Here is an 18238-nt window from a genome sequence, read left to right as displayed (position 1 = left end):
CGCGCTTTAGCGCGCGACCTCGCCGTCGACGTAGTCGTCGTCGTTCGACGCGTTCCAGGCGAAGAGCTTGCGCAGCTCACGGCCGGTGGCCTCGATGGGGTGCGCCTCGCCCTTGGCACGGAGCTCGAGGAACTCCTTCTGCCCGTTGTCTTGATCGTCGATGAAGCGCTTGGCGAATGCACCCGACTGGATGTCGGCAAGCACGGCCTGCATGTTCTCCTTGACGTGCGGGTCGATGACGCGCGGACCCGAGACGTAGTCGCCGTACTCGGCCGTGTCGGAGACCGACCAGCGCTGCTTGGCGATGCCGCCCTCCCACATGAGGTCGACGATGAGCTTCAGTTCGTGGAGCACCTCGAAGTAGGCGACCTGCGGCTGGTAGCCGGCCTCGGTGAGGGTCTCGAAGCCGTACTGCACGAGCTGCGAGACGCCGCCGCACAGCACGGCCTGCTCGCCGAACAGGTCGGTCTCGGTCTCTTCGGTGAAGGTCGTCTTGATGCCGCCGGCGCGCAGGCCGCCGATCGCCTTGGCGTAGCTCAGCGTGAGCGGCCAGGCCTGCCCCGAGGCATCCTTCTCGACGGCGACGATGACGGGCACGCCGCGACCCGCCTCGTATTCGCGACGCACCGTGTGGCCGGGGCCCTTGGGGGCGACCATGACGACGTCGACGCCCTCGGGCGCCTCGATGTAGCCGAAGCGGATGTTGAAGCCGTGGCCGAACACGAGGGTCTTGCCCTCGGCCAGGTTCGCCTCGATCGACTCGGCGTAGATGTGGCGCTGGTACTGGTCGGGTGCGAGGATGACGATGACGTCGGCCCAGGCGGCCGCGTCGGCGACGCTCTTGACCTCGAAGCCGGCCTCTTCGGCCTTGGCCTTCGACTTCGAGCCCTCTTTGAGCCCGATGACGACCTCGACGCCCGAGTCGCGAAGGTTCTGCGCGTGCGCGTGGCCCTGCGAGCCGTAGCCGATGACGGCGACCTTCTTGCCCTGGATGAGGGCGAGGTCGGCGTCTTTGTCGTAGTAGATCTCAGCCATTTGCTGTCTTTCTCCTTGATCGGGGATGTTGCAGTTCGTGAAAACGGTCAGTTCTTGAAGACGCGCTCGGTGATGGACTTGCCGCCCCGGCCGATCGCGAGCAGGCCCGACTGGGCGATCTCTTTGATGCCGTAGGGCTCGAGCACCTTGAGCAGCGCGGTGGTCTTGCCGGAGTCACCGGTGACCTCGATCACGAGTGCGTCGGTCGACACGTCGACGACGCGGGCGCGGAAGAGGTTGACGGCCTCGAGCACCTGGGAGCGCGTCGTGTTGTCGACGCGCACCTTGATGAGCAGGTGCTCGCGCTCGACCGCCTGGGCGGAGTCGAGTTCGACGATCTTGATGACGTTGACGAGCTTGTTCAGCTGCTTCGTCACCTGTTCGAGCGGCAACGCGTCGACGTCGACGACGACCGTGATGCGGCTGAGCCCCGCGATCTCGGAGTGCCCGACCGCGAGCGATTCGATGTTGAAGCCGCGACGGGCGAAGAGCCCCGCGACGCGCGTCAGCAGACCGGGTTTGTCCTCCACCAGGAGTGAAAGCACGTGTCTCGACATGGTCAGTCCTCCTCGCTGAAGGCCGGCGAGTGATCGCGGGCGTACTGGATGTAGCTGTTGGAGACGCCCTGCGGCACCATCGGCCACACCATCGCGCCTGCCGAGACGACGAAGTCGATCACGACCGGGCGGTCGTTCGTCTCGAGCGCGAGCTTGATGGCATCGTCGATCTCCTCCTCTTTCGTGACGCGGATGCCGAGGCACCCGTAGGCCTCGGCGAGCGCCACGAAGTCGGGGATGCGCACGGTGTCGTGACCCGTGTTGAGGTCGGTGTTCGAGTACCGGCCGTCGTAGAACAGGGTCTGCCACTGGCGCACCATGCCGAGCGAGGAGTTGTTGATGATCGCGACCTTGATCGGGATCTTGTTCAGCGTGCAGGTGGCGAGCTCCTGGTTCGTCATCTGGAAGCAGCCGTCGCCGTCGATCGCCCAGACCACCCGGTCGGGTTCGGCGACCTTCGCGCCCATCGCCGCGGGAACGGCGTAGCCCATCGTGCCGGCGCCGCCCGAGTTCAGCCAGGAGTTCGGGCGCTCGTACTTGATGAACTGCGCCGCCCACATCTGGTGCTGGCCGACGCCCGCGGCGTAGACCGCCTCGGGGCCGGTGAGCTCGCCGATGCGCTGGATGACCTGCTGGGGTGCGAGCAGCCCGTCGGTCGGCTTCGAGAACCCGAGCGGGAACTCCGCGCGGAGCCCGTCGAGCGTCGCCCACCACTCCTCGAGATCGGGCGCGCCCGACTCCCCGGCGATCGCGTCGCGATAGGCGGCCTCGAGGTCGACGAGCACGTCTTTCGCGTCGCCCACGATCGGCACGTCGGCGACGCGGATCTTCGAGATCTCGGCCGGGTCGATGTCGACGTGCACGACCTTCGCGTTCGGCGCGAAGAGCGCCGCCTTGCCCGTCACCCGGTCGTCGAAGCGAGCGCCGAGGGCGATGAGCAGGTCTGCCTCCTGCAGGGCGATCACAGCGGGCACCGTGCCGTGCATGCCCGGCATGCCGAGGTGCTGCCGGTGCGAGTCGGGGAACGCGCCGCGGGCCATGAGCGTCGTGACTACGGGGGCGTTCGTCGTCTCGGCGAGCGTGAGCAGTTCTGCCGACGCACCCGAGCGGATGACGCCGCCGCCCACGTATAGCACCGGCCGCTTCGCTTCGGCGAGCAGCTGCGCCGCGGCCGTGACCTGCTTGCCATGCGCCTTCATGATCGGCCGGTAGCCCGGCAGGTCGATCTTCGGCGGCCAGCGGAAGGAGAACTTCGCCTGCTGCGCGTCTTTCGTGATGTCGACGAGCACAGGGCCGGGGCGGCCCGTCGTGGCGATGTGGTACGCCGCCGCGATGGTCGACGGGATCTCCGAGGCATCCTTCACCAGGAAGGAGTGCTTCGTGATCGGCATCGTGATGCCGACGATGTCGGCCTCTTGGAACGCGTCGGTGCCCATGAGGTTCGAGAACACCTGACCGGTGATCGCGAGCATCGGCACCGAGTCCATGTGGGCGTCGGCGATGGCCGTGACGAGGTTCGTCGCGCCGGGGCCCGAGGTCGCGAGGGCGACGCCGAGCTTGCCCGACGACGAGGCGTACCCTTCGGCCGCGTGCCCGGCACCCTGCTCGTGACGAACGAGGATGTGGCGCAGCTTGCGGCTCTCGAAGAGCGGGTCGTAGACGGGCAGGATCGCGCCGCCGGGGAGGCCGAACACGTCGGTGATGCCGAGCATCTCGAGTGAACGGACGACCGCCTCGGCGCCCGTGATCTCCACGGGAGCGCCGGAGGGCAGAGCGCCGGAGGGCACCGGGGCGGGCGATGGCACGGGACTGGATTCCGTGGTCATTCGATTCCTGTTCTGGTGGACGGTGTGTGCGGAAAACGCAGCACTCAGCCCGTCGTGGCGCCTTCTGCGGCGGAACGCACGAGCTTCGAGTACTTCGCGAGGACGCCACGGGTATAGCGCGGGGGAAGCGGAGCCCAGCCTTCACGGCGGGCAGCCAGCTCGGCATCATCGACCAGTAGGTCGATGGAACGAGCTGCGATATCGACCCGTATGAGATCACCATCGCGCACGAAGGCGATGGGACCTGCGTCCACCGCTTCGGGTGCCAGATGGCCGATGCAGAGGCCGGTTGTGCCGCCTGAGAATCGACCGTCCGTCAAGAGTAGTACATCTTTTCCGAGGCCGGCGCCCTTGATGGCCGCGGTGATGGCGAGCATCTCGCGCATGCCCGGCCCGCCCTTCGGCCCCTCGTAGCGGATGACGACCACGTCGCCGTGCGAGATCTCGCCGGCGGTGAGGGCGTCCATGGCCTCACGCTCGCGCTCGAACACGCGGGCGGGGCCCTCGAAGGTGGCGGCGTCGAAACCCGCGGTCTTCACGACCGCGCCCTCTGGAGCGAGCGAGCCGTGCAGGATCGTGAGCCCGCCGGTCTCGTGGATCGGGTTGTCGAGCGTGCGCAGCACCTCGCCGTCGAGCGGCGGCAGGTTCAGTTCTTCGAGGTTCTCGGCCATGGTCTTGCCGGTGACCGTGAGCACGTCGCCGTGCAGCAGGCCCGCGTCGAGCAGCGCCTTCATGAGCACGGGCACGCCGCCGCGACGGTCGACGTCGTTCATGACGTACTTGCCGAAGGGCTTCAGGTCGCCGACGTGCGGCACCTTCGCGCCGATGCGGTTGAAATCGTCGAGCGTGAGGTCGACCTCGGCCTCGCGGGCGATCGCGAGCAGGTGCAGCACGATGTTGGTCGAGCCGCCGAGCGCCATGCCGACCGCGATGGCGTTCTCGAACGCCTTCTTCGTGAGGATCTGACGCGCGGTGATGCCGTGTTTCAGCAGGTTGACGACGGCCTCGCCCGAGCGGTGCGCGTAGTAGTCGCGGCGTCGGTCGGCGGAGGCCGGCGATGCCGAACCCGGCAGCGAGAGCCCGAGGGCCTCGGCGACCGAGGCCATGGTGTTCGCCGTGTACATGCCGCCGCAGGCGCCCTCGCCCGGGGCGAACGCGCACTCGATGCGGTGCGCGTCTTCGGGGCTCATGGTGCCGGCCTTGACCGCGCCGACGGCCTCGAACGAGTCGATGATCGTGATGTCTTTCTCGGTGCCGTCTGAGAGGCGCACCCAGCCCGGCGCGATCGAGCCGGCGTAGAGGAACACCGAGGCGAGGTCGAGACGGGCGGCCGCCATGAGCATGCCGGGGATCGACTTGTCGCAGCCGGCGAGCAGCACTGAGCCGTCGAGGCGCTCGGCCTGCATGACGACCTCGACCGAGTCGGCGATGACCTCGCGCGAGACGAGCGAGAAGTGCATGCCCTCGTGGCCCATCGAGATGCCGTCGGAGACCGAGACGGTGCCGAACTGCAGCGGGTAGCCGCCGCCGCCGTGCACGCCCTCTTTCGCGGCCTGCGCGAGTCGGCCGAGCGAGAGGTTGCAGGGGGTGATCTCGTTCCAGGAGGACGCGATGCCGATCTGCGGCTTGTCCCAATCGGCGTCTCCCATGCCGACGGCGCGGAGCATGCCCCGGCTGGTCATGGCTTCGATACCGTCGGTGACGGTGCGGCTACGAGGTTTGGGATCGAACTCCGACATGCACCCGAGTCTATTGCCAGCGCGCGGGACCCCCGCGCGTCGCGGCACGGGCATCGGCCAGGCGCTCGAGCAGGTCGGCGACGTCGTCGGGGCTGCGCACGCGATTGGCGGCGAGCGAGCGGCCCTGCCCGACCTTCACGCCGAGGTCGTCGGCCTCGAGTGCGGCGAACGCGTCCTCGTCGGTGACGTCGTCGCCGACGTAGACGACGGCACTCGCACCGGCGTGATGGCGCAGTCGGGTGAGCGCCTCGCCCTTGTCGCTCGGGCGCACCGAGAACTCGACCACGCCCTTGCCGCCGCGCACCGTGAGTTCGGGGATCTCGGCCTCGACGCGGGCCCGCGCAGCGCGCTGCAGTTCGCTCGCCGCGTCGGGGGCGACCTTTCGGGTGTGCAGCGCGAGGCCGGCCGGCTTCCACTCCACCCAGGCGCCCTCGGCCGTCGAGGCGATCTCTTCGAGCACGCGCATGAGGTGTTCGAGGGCCGAGAGCTCAGCGTCGCGCAGGTCGATCGTGACCCCGCCCGAGTCGAGTTGCAGCTCGACGCCGTGCGAGCCGCTCAGCAGCGCGCCGAGCGGAGGATCGGCGACCTCGCGCAGGCTCTCGAGGGCACGGCCGGAGACGATCGCCACCCGGGTGTCGTCGGTGGCGGCGAGCCGCTCGATCGCGGCCCGGGCCCGCTGCGTGGCACGTGCGTCCTCGGGGCGGTCGACGAGCGGTGCGAGCGTGCCGTCGAAGTCGAGCGCCACGAGCAGACGGTCGGTGTCGGCGATGCGCGAGATCGCGGCATCCAAACCCTCTGGAACGCCCGACGCGATGATGCCGGCGCCCGTGAGCGTCTTCAAGAAGGTCGACGACCACTTCGCGACGTCGTTCTCGCGCACGCGCTTGCGCAGCGCACGCATGCGGCGCGTGCGCTCTTTGGGCGGCATCTGCACGGCCTCGACCATCGCGTCTTTCAGACCCTCGATGTCGTGCGGGTTCACGAGGATCGCCTGCCGGAGCTCGTCGGAGGCGCCGGTGAACTCGCTCAGCACGAGCACGCCGTCGTCGTCGAAGTTGCAGGCCACGAACTCTTTCGCGACGAGGTTCATGCCGTCGCGAAGCGCCGTGACGAGCATGACGTCGGCCGCGAGGTAGAGGGCGACCATCTCTTCGCGCGGGTAGCCGTGGTGCAGGTAGGCGATGGCCTGGTGGCCGAGCGTCGAGTAGTCGCCGTTCAGGCGGCCGACCGCGAGCTCGATCTCGTCGCGCAGCTGCCGGTAGGTCTCGACGCGCTCTCGCGACGGGCTCGCGACCTGTACGAGCGTGACGTCTTCCACATCGAGCCGGCCGTCGCGCAGCAGTTCGCCGAAGGCCTTCAGCCGGTGGCGGATGCCCTTCGTGTAGTCGAGCCGGTCGACGCCGAGCATGATCGTCTTCGGGTTGCCGAGGCTCTCGCGGATCTCATGGGCTCGCGCCTGCACCTCTGGGCTGCGAGCGAGCGCCTCGAAGCCGGCCGAGTCGATCGAGATCGGGAACTGACGGGCGACGACGTGCCGCACATCACCGTCGGGTCCAGGCACGTCGAGCACGCTGCCGCGGGTCGCGTAGCCGAACAGCCGTCGCACCGCCCGCGTGAAGTTGCCGGCGTCGGCGGCCCGCTGGAACCCGATGACGTCGGCGCCGAGCAGTCCGGCGAGCACCTGGCGGCGCCACGGCAGCTGCGAGTAGATGCCGTATGCCGGGAACGGAATGTGGTTGAAGAAGCCGATGACGAGGTCGGGGCGCTTCTCGCGCAGCATCTGCGGCACGAGCTGCAATTGGTAGTCCTGCACCCAGACGACGGCGCCCGTCGATGCCGCGCGGGCCGCCGCCTCGGCGAAGCGGCGGTTGACCCGCACGTACGCGTCCCACCACTCGCGGTGGAACGACGGCGGGGCGATGACGTCGTGGTAGAGCGGCCACAGCGTGTCGTTCGAGAAGCCCTCGTAGTACTCCTCGAGCTCCGACTCCGACAGCGGCACCGGGATGATGTTGATGCCGTCGTACTCGAACGGGTCGAACTCGCGGTCGGCCACGCCGGCCCAGCCCACCCAGGCGCCCTCTGCGGCGCGCATGACGGGTTCGAGGGCGGTGACGAGCCCGCCGGGCGAGCTCTGCCAGGTGGTCTCGCCGTCGGGGCCGCGCCGGTAGTCGACGGGCAGCCGGTTCGAGACCACGATCATGTCGTAGGCGGCGTCGACGTGGTGATCGTCGCGTGATGCATCGGGGGCGTTCATAGAGCGGATGTCCCTCCTCGCGCTCCGCTCAGGCTAACAGTGAGCGGCGGAGTCGCGGACCGGATCGGTCCACTCCTCCGCCGCTCAGCGCCGCGGTCACGCCCGCGCGCCATGTGCAGGCGAGGCTCAGCCGAGCGCTGCGGCCGCGAACCCGATCGAGCGGATGCCGCGGCGCCTGCCGACCACGAGGCCCGTGCCGATCACGCCGACGAGCCCGAAGACCACGAGCACGCCCGACGCCATCGCGACCGCTCCCCCGGCCGCGCCGGAGACGATGTACTGCATGCCCTGCACCGCCCACGTGAGCGGCAGGAACGGGCTGATCGTCTGGTAGGGCCCACTCAGCACCTCGATCGGGTAGAGCCCGCCGGCGGCGGTGAGCTGCAGGGCGACGAGCACGAGCGAGACGAGCAGGCCCGCCCGGCCGAGCCACACGGTCAGGAAGGCGTGCAGCGAGGTGAACACGAGCGCGAGCAGCGCCGCGAACGCGAGCGTCTGCGGCAGCAGTGCCCACGTGACGCCCATGACGCCGTGCAGCAGCAGCACGACGGCGACGGCCTGCGCGAGGGCGACGAGGCCGGCCCGCGCGAGGGTGCGCCAGACGAGCCCGCCGGTCGAGGCCGTGGAACGCAGCGCTTCGCGCCCGAACGGGCGGAAGACGAGGAACAGCGCGAGCGCACCCAGCCAGAGTCCGACGGGCACGAAGAGCATGCCGATGACGTCGCCGATGCCCGCGATCTCGTGATCACGCGTCGCGTCGACCGTGACGGGCTCGGAGACCACGTCGGCGGTCTTCGTCGCGTCGATGTCGCCGAGCGCCTTCGCGCTCTCCGCACCCTCGGCGAGGCCGGTGGCGAGGGTGTCGGCGCCGCTCGCGAGCTGCGTCGCGCCGCTCGCGGCATCGGCCGCACCGCCCTGCAACGCGCCCAGGCCGCCCGCGAGCTCGTCGAGCCCCGAGGCGATGCCGTTCGCGCCGTCGCGGATGCCGGCCGAGCCGCTGGAGAGTTGCGCGGCGCCGGCGGCCGACTGGGCGATACCGCCCTGGATGCCGGTGATCGCCGTCGTCGTGCCGGTTGCGAGGGCCGTGCCCTGCTGCTGGAAGCCGGTCAGCTGCGCCTCGCCCGCCTGCAGCGCCGCGATCGCCTGGTCGATGTCGGGCTGCAGCTCGGGGTAGGTCTCTGCGAGCTTCTGCAGTTCGGAGATCAGGGGTGCGATGCCCGAATTGATCTGACCGACCACCTGATTGATGCCACCGACGTAACCGGTGACGCCGTTCGCGACGTCGGTGAGCCCCGCAGCACCGGCGCTCAGCTGGCCGAGCCCGGTCGCCATGCCGTCGACGCCCTGCGTGTACTGGGTGACGCCCGCGGCGTACTGGTGCGCGCCGCTCGCGGCATCCGCTGCGCCGCTCGTCGCCGAGGCGACCCCGCTCGACAGCGAGGTGAGGCCGCCGGCGAGCGAGCCGACGCCGCTCGAGAGCTGCGTGGCGCCGTCGGCGGCCTCGCCGAGCGAGCCGCCCATCGAGGCCAGGTTCGCGTAGAAGCCCTCGAGGTACTGCGCCGTCAACTCGCGGCCGAAGGTCGCCGACATCGCGTCGCCGACCGACTGCGCGACCGAGCCGGCGAGGTAGCCGTGGGCGTCGTCGGTGCGGATGTCGAGATTCGCCTGCGTCGGGTTCGCGCCCGAGAGCGAGGTCACCGACTCCGAGAAGTCGGCGGGGATCGTGAGCACGGCGTACGCGTCGCCCGAGGCGAGCAGGTCGGCAGCCTCGTCGTCGTTCGAGATCGTCCAGGCGAACCCGGATGTCTCGGGGTCGGTCAGTTCGGTCACGAGCAGCCGGCCCGCGAGCACGGGCTGCTCGGTGCCGTCGGGCAGGGTCATCGTGACCATCTCGTCGTTGTTCACGACGACGGCCGGGATCTGCTCGAGGTTGTCGCCGCCACTGCCGACGGCGCCCGAGACGAGTCCGGCGACGGCGAGCGGCACGGCCACGACCGCGGCGAGCAGCACGCCGTAGCGCACGCGCCGCTGCCCGGGAGTCGAGCCGAGGAGGCGAGAGAGTCGGGAGCTCATCGGAGGACCTCCAGGTTGCGAGAGACGGTTTCGAGGGTGCGGATGCCGCGGGCCGCGAGTTGCGGCGAGACCGCGGGCGACACGGCGGTGCGGCCGAGGCCGACGATCACCGTGACCTGGGCGGGCACGAGCGCCGCGAGGGCGTGCCAGAGCTCACCCGTGGCGGAGCCGGGGTCGTCGTCGAGGTCGATGACGATCGCCTTCGGCTGCTCGGCGAGTGCGGCGGCGACCGCGACGAGGGTGCGGGCTTCGACGCCGAGGGCGGCGAGCGGAGTATCGGCCGTGAATCTCGGCCCGTCGGGGCCGTGGCCGGCGGCGTCGGCCGCACGCGTCGTCCACGAGCGCACGAGGGCGTTCGCGGGGGCGATGCGGTACCACGGGCGGGTGGCGTCGAGCCGGCCGGCGATGAGCTCGCCGACCGAGCCTCCGCGCGAGGCATCCGCTGCGACTTCTGCGATCGCAACCCCGCGCATGACCGAGCCGGCCCCCGAAGGCAGCGGCGAGCCGAGCACGGCGAGGCGGCCGCTGACGGGCGCGAGGCGGCCGGCGAGGGTCGCCGAGACGACCCGGCGGTCGACCGCGTCACCCTGCACGACGAGCACTCCCCCGACGGGCACCTCGACGCTCAGCGGGCCGATGGGGCGTTCGGGCAGGCCGAACACCGCGTCGTCGGCATTGACGGCAGCGGGTCGGGATGCCGCCCACTCCTGCTGCTCGAGGTGGGTGCGCAGCCCCTCGCCCTCGATGTCGACGTTGGGCAGCACCTTGGCGAGCCGCTTCGGCAGCCACCACGCGGCGTTTCCGGCGAGCGCCATCGCCGCGGGCACGAGCGTCATGCGCACGAGGAAGGCGTCGAATGCGACGCCGATCGCGAGCGCGAACGCGATGCCCTTGATCACGCCCGAGCCCTCGGGCACGAAGGCGAAGAAGACGAAGAACATGATGAGGGCGGCGGCCGTGACCACGCGCGCGGCGTGCTGGAAGCCGTGCACGACCGATTTGCGGGCGTCGCGGGTCTTCACGAACTCCTCGCGCATGCCCGAGACGAGGAACACCTGGTAGTCCATGGCGAGGCCGAACAGCACGGCCATCAGCAGGATCGGCAGGAAGCTCAGGATCGGCCCCGGCTCGATGTTCAAGAGGTCGGCGAACCAACCCCACTGGAAGATCGCGACGGTGACGCCGATCGCGCCGAACGCCGAGAGCAGGAAGCCGAGGGCGGCCGTGATCGGCACGAACACCGAACGGAACACCATGAGCAGCAGCACGATCGAGAGCCCAACGACGATGAGCGCGAACGGGATGAGCGCGTCGGCGAGGCGGTTCGAGATGTCGATCGCGACGGCCGTGTAGCCGGTGACGGCGATGGGTGTGCCGTAGTCGGCTGTGATCGAGGGTTCGAGCTCGCGGATGTTCTCGACGAGCACCTTCGTCGCCGGGGCATCCGGTGCGCTCTCGGGGATGACCTGGATGATCGCGGTGTCGGCCGTCGGGTTCGGCAGGCCCTGCCCGACGAACGCGACGTCGTCGAGCTCGCCGATGCGGGCGCCGATCGCGTCGAGGTCGCCGAAGATGTCGGTCGTCTGGGTGATGTCGACGGTCACGATGAGCGGGCCGTTGTAGCCCGGTCCGAACCCCTCGTCGATCATCTCGTAGGCCTCGCGCTGGCTCGAGCCCTCGGTGCCCGAGCCGTTCGGCAGGTTGAGGTCGAGGCTGAGGGCGGGCACCGCGGCGGCGCCGAGCAGGCCGGCGACGAGCACGACGAAGACGACGGGCGCCTTCAGCACGAGGTCGACCCAGCGTCGGCCCATCGTGCGCTTGCCGCCGTCGTCGGCGGCGTTGGCCCGACGGTGGGCACGGCTGCGGGGCTTCGGCACGAGCCTGCGCCCGAACACGCCGAGCAGTGCGGGCAGCAGCGTGACGGCGCCGGCGACGGCGATGAGCACCGCGAAGGCGGCGCCGACGCCCATGACGCTGAGGAACGGGATGCCGACGACGAGCAGACCGAGCAGGGCGATGATGACGGTCAGCCCCGCGAACACCACGGCACCGCCGGCGGTCGCGACGGCTTCGGCCGCCGACTCCTCGGGGTCTTGGCCGCGTGCGAGCTGGTTTCGGTGCCGCGACAGAATGAAGAGCGCGTAGTCGATGCCCACGGCGAGACCGATCATGACGGCGAGCATGGGCGCGGTCGACGAGACCGTCGTGAACGCCGCGACGATCGAGATGCCGCCGAAGGCAGCTGCGACGCCGACGAGGGCGGTGAGCAGCGGCATGCCGGCGGCGAGCAGCGAACCGAAGGTGATGATGAGCACGACGGCGGCGAAGAGCACGCCGAACACCTCGGTGATCGTCAGGCCGAAGCTCGTCTCTTGGAACACGTCGCCGCCGAAGGCCACCGTGAGGCCGGCATCGGTGCCGAGCTCGCCGGTCGCCTCGACGGCCTCGAGCGACTCGGTCGTGACGTCGGTGACGGGTCCGTCGAACTGGATCTGGATGTAGGCGGTGCGCGCGTCGCCCGAGATCTGGTCGCCCGCATATTCGTCGAACGGGCCGAGCACGCTCGCGACACCGTCGACCTGCTCGAGCTCGGCCTCCATGGCCTCGATCGCGGCGCGTGCCGACGCGCCTTCGACGGTCTCGCCGTCGGGGACCTCGACGACGGCCTTGGCCGAGGCGCCGGCCGTTTCGGGGAACACGGCGGCGAGTTGGTCGATCGCCGTCTGCGACTCGGTGCCGGGAATGGCGAACGAGTCTTGCAGCTGGCCGCCGAGTGCGAGGCCCGTGCCCAGCAGGCCGCCGAGCAGGAGCACCCACGCGACGATGACGTACCAGGCACGGCGGAACGCGAAGCGGCCGATGCGATGGAGGAGCAGAGCCATGGTCGGACCTATCGGGTCGGGCGGGCGTCGGGCGCCAGCAGGAGTTCGGAGAGCACTGAGATGAGAGCGCCGCGCACGTCGGCGTCGGCGTCCTGCCGGTCGGGGAGGAACGTGTCGCCCGCCACGAGCGTGTAGGTGGCCCCCGCGAGCGCGACGCCGAAGCGCATCTGCTCGGCGAGGCTCGCGTCGTGGGCGCAGATCGAGTCGGCGAGGCCGCGGATCGCGACGTTGGCGCGTTCGATCACCGGCAGCCCCCGCAGCGACTGGGCCTGGTTGACGAAGGTGTGCACCGCGAGCCGGTTGCCGAGCAGGAAGTCGACGAAGCGCTCGATGAACACCGCCCGCGCAGCGGCCGAGCGTCCGCCCGCGACGAAGTCGCCGAGCAGCGTCTCGAGCCGGTCGATCGCCGGGCCGATGGCCGCCTCGAGCAGCGCCTCTTTCGAGGCGTAGTGGTAGAGCACGCTCGACTTCGAGTAGCCGGCGTGGTCGGCGATCTGCTGCAGTGAACTCGCGGCGAAGCCGACGGTCGCGAACTGTTCGAGGGCGACCTCGCGCAATTCGTCGCTGGCGCGCGCACGAGCAGGGGGGGATGCATCGGTGGGCATGCATTCACGGTAGTTGACCGATCGGTCAGCTTCTGCACGATCGGTCAGATTCACGGATGTCTCTCAGCCGAGGTGACGGCGCGATAGCGTTGCGGCATGCGCAAGTACCTCTTCAGCGGTGCCGTGATCGGCGCCATCTTCAGCGGCATCGGCGTGTTGAAGACCACCGCCTCGGGCCCCCGCGACTGGCGGCTGCTGCTCATGTGGGTGTCGTGGGCCGCGACCCTCGCGATCGCGATCGGCACCGTCGCCGAAGAGACCAAGCAGGGCGAGCTCGGCGAATAATCGCGCTGCGCCGCCGTTGCGCGGCGTGTCACCCGCAATCCGGTCCAGCGTGCCCGAAACTGGGACGAACGACCCGAGACGAACCCACGAGAGGGGTCACCGATGTTCCGCCGCTGGCGCCGCGCACGGCTTGCCGCCCAGGCCTCCGCCCATGTTGCCGCCCCGACCCCGCACCCCTCTGCGGCCGATCTGCGCGGCGAGCACATCTTCGAGCTGCTGAACTCGAAGCTCTCGGAGTTCATCGGGCCCGGCGGCGGCTGGTCGCTCGTGCGCAAGTCGGACGGCGACACCGACCGCATCTTCCACGCGATGCTCACGCACCAGATCGCGGCCGAACTCACCCGGGCGATCCTCGACGAGCGCGACTCGGTCGCCGTCGTCGTGCCCGCCGGCGAAGAGACCCTCGCCCTCGGCTGGGAGCCCGCACCGCTCATCGTCTGGGCCGACCCGGTCGAGACGAATGCGCCGATCGAGCCCGCGGCGAGTGAAGACATGCCCGCCGAGACATCCATCGGCGCGCCGCTCGGCGCATCGCCCGATGCATCACCCGATGTGGAGGCTGCCGCGCTGCCCACCATCGGCGCGGCCACGGCCCTCGAGGCGCTCGAGGCCCAAGCCGCCTGACCCCGTTCCCCGGGTCGAGGCGGCGTGCCGCCGGGTTGAGGCGGTGTACCGGCGCGCACCGAAACCCGCTCGGGAGCTTCCGCGACCCCGCGCGCGTGCCCTCGGGAAATGAAAAAGCCCCGAACCCGGCGAGAGGTTCGAGGCTTTCCGTGCACCCCCTGGGACTTGAACCCAGAACCCACTGATTAAGAGTCAGTTGCTCTGCCGATTGAGCTAGAGGTGCATGTGCTTTCGCACGCGGCTCGTGTCGACGACAACCCGAACCGAGAGACCACGCTATCAGCACAACCGGCCTTCGCGCCAATCGAGCCCGGCCCGACCGATCGACTGCGCGTCGATAGGCTGGTTCGGTGACCGTCGACCTCGCAGCAGACCTCGCCCTCGCCCTCGAACTGGCCGAACTGGCCGATGCCGTCTCCCTCGCCCGGTTCCGCGCGATCGACCTCGAGGTGCAGACGAAACCCGACCGTTCCCCCGTCACCGAGGCCGATCTCGCGGTCGAACGCGCCATTCGCGAACGCATCGCGGCCGCTCGCCCCGACGACGGCATCCTCGGCGAGGAGTTCGGCGTCGAGGGCGACTCCGTGCGGCAGTGGATCATCGACCCGATCGACGGCACCGCCAACTTCCTCCGCGGTGTGCCGGTGTGGGGAACGCTCATCTCGCTCGCGATCGACGGCGTGCCGGCCGTCGGCGTGGCATCCGCGCCCGCCATGGGTCGCCGCTGGTGGGCCGCCACCGGCCTCGGCGCGTGGACCACGACCTCGACGGCCGAAGCGGGCGCCAGCGCGGCTGACGGCGACACCGACGGAGCACCCGAGGCCGCCGCCGGCGCAGCATCCGTGCCCGGCGCCCGCCGCCTGCAGGTCTCGGGTATCGCCTCGCTCGCCGATGCCTCGCTCAGCTTCCAGAGCCTCGCGCAGTGGCGCGAGGCCGGCTACCTCGACCGCCTGCTGGTGCTTTCCGAGCGCGTCTGGCGCGACCGCGCCTACGGCGACCTGTGGTCGTACATGCTGCTCGCCGAGGGCCTCATCGACATCACCGCCGAGTTCGACGTGAAGCCCTACGACCTCGCCGCCCTCATCCCCATCGTCGAAGAGGCCGGCGGCCGCTTCACCGCCGTCACTGGCGAGCGGGGGCCGTGGCACGGCAGCGCCCTCGCGACCAACGGCGCCCTGCACGACGAGGTGCTCGCGGCGCTCGCCGGCCCCGCCGGCCCCGCCGCCCTCGGCGCCCCTGCCGCCCTCGGCGACGAGGCGTAGGCGCCGAGCGTGGAGGTCTGCATCTTCACCGAGCCGCAGCAGGGTGCGAGCTACGGCGATCAACTGGCACAGGCGGCGGCGACCGAGCGGCTCGGCTTCGACGGCTGGTTCCGCTCCGACCACTACCTGGCGATGGACGACGCCGACCCGATGCCCGGCCCGACCGATGCGTGGACCACGCTCGCCGGCCTCGCGAGGGAGACCGAGCGCATCCGGCTCGGAACGCTCGTCTCGTCGGCGACGTTCCGGCACCCCTCGGTGCTCGCGATCCAGGTCGCGCAGGTCGACGACATGTCGGGCGGCCGGGTCGAGCTCGGCCTCGGCACCGGCTGGTTCGCCGAAGAGCACGAGGCGTACGGCATCCCGTTTCCGGCCAAGCGGTTCGGCCTGCTCGAAGAACAGCTCGAGGTCGTGACGGGACTCTGGTCGACGCCCGTCGGCGAGCAGTTCGACTACACGGGCGAGCACTACCGGCTCGTGCACTCGCCGGCGCTGCCGAAGCCCGCCCAGGCCGCCGTGCCGATCATCGTCGGCGGCTCGGGCCCGAAGCGCACACCGGCGATCGCGGCCCGGTTCGCGAGCGAGTTCAACATCGGGTTCCGCGACGAGACGGTGATCGCCGAGATGTTCGCGCGGGTACGGCAGGCCTGCGACGAGCTCGGCCGCGACCCCGGCACCCTCCGCACGAGCGTCGCGCTGCCCACGGTCGTCGCGAGCTCCGACGCCGACTACGGGCGACGCGTCGCGGCCATCGGCGAAGACCCGGCGACGTTCGCCGACGTCAACATCGCCGGCTCCCCGGCAGCCGCCGTCGAGAAGATCCTGCGGCTGCGCGAACTCGGCGCCGACCGGGTCTATCTGCAACTCGTCGACCTGCGCGATCTCGAACACCTCGAACTCATCGCCGCAGAGGTGCTGCCGCACGTGCGCTGAGCGAGAGCACACCGACATGACCGAGAAGGCCCGGCTCACGCGAGAACTTCCGCATGATTCCGGGCCTTCGGGCCACATGTGCGACAACGGCCGATGGTGGAGATGGGGGGAATCGAACCCCCGTCCATCGCTGTGATTCCACGCCTTCTCCGGGCGCAGCCTGTGCAAGCGTTCTGCTCGGCTCCGACCTTTGCCACAGGCGCCTAGGTCGACGAGCCCAGCCTGAATGAAGTCCCGCGTGTCGCTCAGGCGACGACACGCAGCAAGTTCCCTAGATGACGCCGGCTACCGGGGCGGGAACTCACCCGCGGGCCGACGGACTATCGGGCTCGCTTATGCAGCGAGGGCGAAGTCAGTGCGCTTTGCATTGGCACTTATTGTTTTCCAGAGATCGTTTACGAGATAACCCTGGATCCTCGGCCCGCTTCTCGTGGGTTCGCAGACGATGTCGAAACCGATCATCCCCATGCATCGCCCCTGATCGCCCGGTCGGAACCGGGTTCGCAGTCTGGCGGGCCGTTGTCGCACGCTGTGGAGTTTTGCCGAGCGGCACATTGGATTCGAAACCGCCCGGCCTTACAGTCTAGAACAGGCGCGGCCGCTCCGCCATTCCGATCTCAATTCCGATCATCGATTTCGAGCGGATGAATCAGGAGGCTCATGTGGCTACCGTCATCGCCGTTCGCGGCACCGCCGAAGAACGCATCGCGCCCGAGCTCGGCTCCGTCTCGCTCACGGTGAGCGCATCGGGTGCCGAGCGCGACTCCACGCTCGCTCGGGCCACCGAATCGCATGAGGCGCTCCTCGCCTCGGTGCGCGCGCTCGACGAAGCCGGGGCGCTCGACACCTGGTCGGCCGGTCAGGTGCGGGTCTCGTCGCACCGCCCGTGGAACAACGAGGGCAAGCAACTGCCCGTCGTGCACCAGGTCAGCGCCGAGGTCGAGGTCGTCTTCGCCGACCTCGACAAGCTCGGCGAGTGGGTCAGCGCGATCTCGGTCAACGGTCGCGTCGGCGTCGGCGGCATCGATTGGCGATTGACGGATGCCACGCGCAAGCGCACTCAGGAGTCCGCACAGCGCGGGGCCGTGGCCGACGCGGTGGCGAAGGCCAGGGTCTACGCTGCCGCCCTCGAACTCGGCTCCCCGACCCCCGTCGAACTCGCCGACACCGGTCTGCTGACGGCGCAGCCGGTCGGCGGTGGCGGCCAGGGCGAGCGCATGTACTCGATGCGCATGGCCTCGGCCGACATGCCGAGCGGCGGCGGGCCGAGCGACTTCACTCCGGCGCCGCTCGTGATCACGGCATCGGTCGAGGCGAGGTTCGCCGCCGACCACAAGTGAGACCCGGCGCAGAGGTCGATCGGGCCGGGCCTCAGGTCGGGCCGATCAGGCCGGGTCGATGAGCAGTCGCTCGAGTGCCGCGAGATCGCCGAGCGACACGCCCGAGGCGAGCAGGTAGTCGCGCACCGAGCCGTGCTCGCGCTCGACGAGTTCGATCATGCCCTCGATGGCTTCGCGCGGGCTGCCGCCCATAAGCGTGCGCAGCGCCGGCGAATCGGGCACACCGTGGCTCTCGACGATCGCGACCATGCTCTCGAGCCACTCGCCGGCGAGATTGCCCTCGGTCGCGGCGTAGTCGATGATGACGGCCTCGCGGTCGACGCCGACGGCGAGCAGCGTGAGGGCCACGACCACACCGGTGCGGTCTTTACCTGCGGTGCAGTGCACGACGACGGCTCGATCGCCGGCGGTCGAGATCTCGCGCAGGGCATCGACGACGACCGAAGCGTGCTGGGTGACGATGCGTTCGTAGAGGGCGTCGAGCGAGATGCCCGCCATGCCCTGCGAGGCGCCCGACCCCTCGAAGACCGGCAACCGCAGCACTTCGACGTCGAGATCGCCGAGATCGTCGGGCATGCGCTGCACCTCGAGGTCGTCGCGCAGGTCGATGACGACGCCGACACCGAGTTCGCGAAGGTGAGCCCGCCCCTCGGTGCCCAACCGGGCGAGCCCGTCGGCGCGGTAGAGCACACGGTCGCGCACCGTGCCGGTCGCCGCCGGCAGCCCGCCCACGTCGCGGAAGTTGTACGTGCCGGCGACCGGGATACGCGTCGAGATCTTCACCGTGCCGAGCCTACCCCCGCCCGCCCCACCGGTCGCC

General features: G+C 70.1%; 14 protein-coding genes, 1 tRNA gene and 1 other RNA gene. 5 read left to right on the top strand and 11 right to left on the bottom strand.

What is annotated here, in order from left to right; all coding sequences use genetic code 11:
• Positions 1-6: 6 nt before the first annotated feature.
• From ilvC to ACWGST_RS00150, 8 genes are all read right to left on the bottom strand, one after another.
• The gene (gene ilvC / locus ACWGST_RS00185; protein ID WP_452044888.1) at positions 7-1062 is read right to left on the bottom strand and encodes a ketol-acid reductoisomerase; all 1056 of its coding nucleotides are present in this window, start codon (positions 1060-1062) and stop codon (positions 7-9) included.
• A 20-nt stretch (positions 1063-1082) separates the two neighbouring features.
• On the bottom strand, positions 1083-1592 hold the full coding sequence (gene ilvN, locus ACWGST_RS00180) for an acetolactate synthase small subunit (protein ID WP_452044628.1): 510 nt from the start codon (positions 1590-1592) through the stop codon (positions 1083-1085).
• Positions 1593-1594: 2 nt separating this feature from the next.
• The gene (locus tag ACWGST_RS00175; protein WP_452044627.1) at positions 1595-3418 is read right to left on the bottom strand and encodes an acetolactate synthase large subunit; all 1824 of its coding nucleotides are present in this window, start codon (positions 3416-3418) and stop codon (positions 1595-1597) included.
• Between the two features lie 44 nt (positions 3419-3462).
• Entirely contained in the window at positions 3463-5157 is a 1695-nt protein-coding gene (ilvD, locus tag ACWGST_RS00170; RefSeq protein ID WP_452044626.1) for a dihydroxy-acid dehydratase, read from the bottom strand.
• A gap of 10 nt (positions 5158-5167) precedes the next feature.
• Positions 5168-7414: a bifunctional alpha,alpha-trehalose-phosphate synthase (UDP-forming)/trehalose-phosphatase gene (locus ACWGST_RS00165; protein WP_452044625.1), complete on the bottom strand. Its 2247-nt coding sequence runs from the start codon at positions 7412-7414 to the stop codon at positions 5168-5170.
• Between the two features lie 126 nt (positions 7415-7540).
• Complete coding sequence (locus tag ACWGST_RS00160) at positions 7541-9487, bottom strand: YhgE/Pip family protein (RefSeq protein WP_452044624.1); 1947 nt, start codon at positions 9485-9487, stop codon at positions 7541-7543.
• Positions 9484-12369 carry an MMPL family transporter gene (locus ACWGST_RS00155; RefSeq protein ID WP_452044623.1) on the bottom strand — a complete coding sequence of 962 codons (2886 nt, stop codon included), beginning with the start codon at positions 12367-12369 and terminating at the stop codon, positions 9484-9486. The genes ACWGST_RS00160 and ACWGST_RS00155 overlap by 4 nt, the downstream gene beginning before the upstream one ends.
• Positions 12370-12377: 8 nt before the next feature.
• On the bottom strand, positions 12378-12974 hold the full coding sequence (locus ACWGST_RS00150; protein ID WP_452044622.1) for a TetR/AcrR family transcriptional regulator: 597 nt from the start codon (positions 12972-12974) through the stop codon (positions 12378-12380).
• 96 nt (positions 12975-13070) lie between these two features.
• On the opposite strand from ACWGST_RS00150, the gene ACWGST_RS00145 reads away from it, so the two are divergent.
• Positions 13071-13259 carry a hypothetical protein gene (locus ACWGST_RS00145; RefSeq protein ID WP_452044621.1) on the top strand — a complete coding sequence of 63 codons (189 nt, stop codon included), beginning with the start codon at positions 13071-13073 and terminating at the stop codon, positions 13257-13259.
• Between the two features lie 102 nt (positions 13260-13361).
• Positions 13362-13883, top strand: a complete 522-nt coding sequence (locus ACWGST_RS00140; protein WP_452044620.1) for a hypothetical protein — start codon at positions 13362-13364, stop codon at positions 13881-13883.
• Positions 13884-14033: 150 nt separating this feature from the next.
• Here ACWGST_RS00140 and ACWGST_RS00135 read toward each other — a convergent pair.
• Positions 14034-14106: transfer RNA gene (locus ACWGST_RS00135), tRNA-Lys, on the bottom strand.
• A gap of 127 nt (positions 14107-14233) precedes the next feature.
• On the opposite strand from ACWGST_RS00135, the gene ACWGST_RS00130 reads away from it, so the two are divergent.
• Positions 14234-15145 (top strand): inositol monophosphatase family protein, encoded by a 912-nt coding sequence (locus ACWGST_RS00130; protein WP_452044619.1) that lies wholly within the window; start codon positions 14234-14236, stop codon positions 15143-15145.
• A 9-nt stretch (positions 15146-15154) separates the two neighbouring features.
• A complete protein-coding gene (locus ACWGST_RS00125; protein WP_452044618.1) occupies positions 15155-16078 on the top strand; it encodes an LLM class F420-dependent oxidoreductase in 924 nt (307 codons plus the stop codon).
• Between the two features lie 94 nt (positions 16079-16172).
• On the opposite strand, the gene ssrA is transcribed toward ACWGST_RS00125, so the two are convergent.
• Positions 16173-16544, bottom strand: a transfer-messenger RNA (tmRNA) gene (gene ssrA / locus ACWGST_RS00120).
• A gap of 196 nt (positions 16545-16740) precedes the next feature.
• On the opposite strand from ssrA, the gene ACWGST_RS00115 reads away from it, so the two are divergent.
• The gene (locus ACWGST_RS00115; RefSeq protein ID WP_452044617.1) at positions 16741-17418 is read left to right on the top strand and encodes an SIMPL domain-containing protein; all 678 of its coding nucleotides are present in this window, start codon (positions 16741-16743) and stop codon (positions 17416-17418) included.
• Between the two features lie 45 nt (positions 17419-17463).
• Here ACWGST_RS00115 and ACWGST_RS00110 read toward each other — a convergent pair whose 3' ends face one another.
• The gene (locus tag ACWGST_RS00110) at positions 17464-18201 is read right to left on the bottom strand and encodes a tyrosine-protein phosphatase (RefSeq protein ID WP_452044616.1); all 738 of its coding nucleotides are present in this window, start codon (positions 18199-18201) and stop codon (positions 17464-17466) included.
• Positions 18202-18238: the final 37 nt, after the last annotated feature.

This window comes from Agromyces sp. NPDC055520, assembly GCF_053619715.1.
This window is presented reverse-complemented; position numbering and strand designations above follow the sequence as displayed.

Bases quoted from the DNA above. Each gene is read 5' to 3' on its own strand.
- ACWGST_RS00160 (WP_452044624.1), bottom strand. From the start codon at position 9,487: ATGAGCTCCCGACTCTCTCGCCTCCTCGGCTCGACTCCCGGGCAGCGG.
- ACWGST_RS00175 (WP_452044627.1), bottom strand. From the start codon at position 3,418: ATGACCACGGAATCCAGTCCCGTGCCATCGCCCGCCCCGGTGCCCTCC.
- ACWGST_RS00165 (WP_452044625.1), bottom strand. From the start codon at position 7,414: ATGAACGCCCCCGATGCATCACGCGACGATCACCACGTCGACGCCGCC.
- ilvN (WP_452044628.1), bottom strand. From the start codon at position 1,592: ATGTCGAGACACGTGCTTTCACTCCTGGTGGAGGACAAACCCGGTCTG.
- ACWGST_RS00150 (WP_452044622.1), bottom strand. From the start codon at position 12,974: ATGCCCACCGATGCATCCCCCCCTGCTCGTGCGCGCGCCAGCGACGAA.
- ACWGST_RS00155 (WP_452044623.1), bottom strand. From the start codon at position 12,369: ATGGCTCTGCTCCTCCATCGCATCGGCCGCTTCGCGTTCCGCCGTGCC.
- ACWGST_RS00140 (WP_452044620.1), top strand. From the start codon at position 13,362: ATGTTCCGCCGCTGGCGCCGCGCACGGCTTGCCGCCCAGGCCTCCGCC.
- ilvD (WP_452044626.1), bottom strand. From the start codon at position 5,157: ATGTCGGAGTTCGATCCCAAACCTCGTAGCCGCACCGTCACCGACGGT.
- ACWGST_RS00145 (WP_452044621.1), top strand. From the start codon at position 13,071: ATGCGCAAGTACCTCTTCAGCGGTGCCGTGATCGGCGCCATCTTCAGC.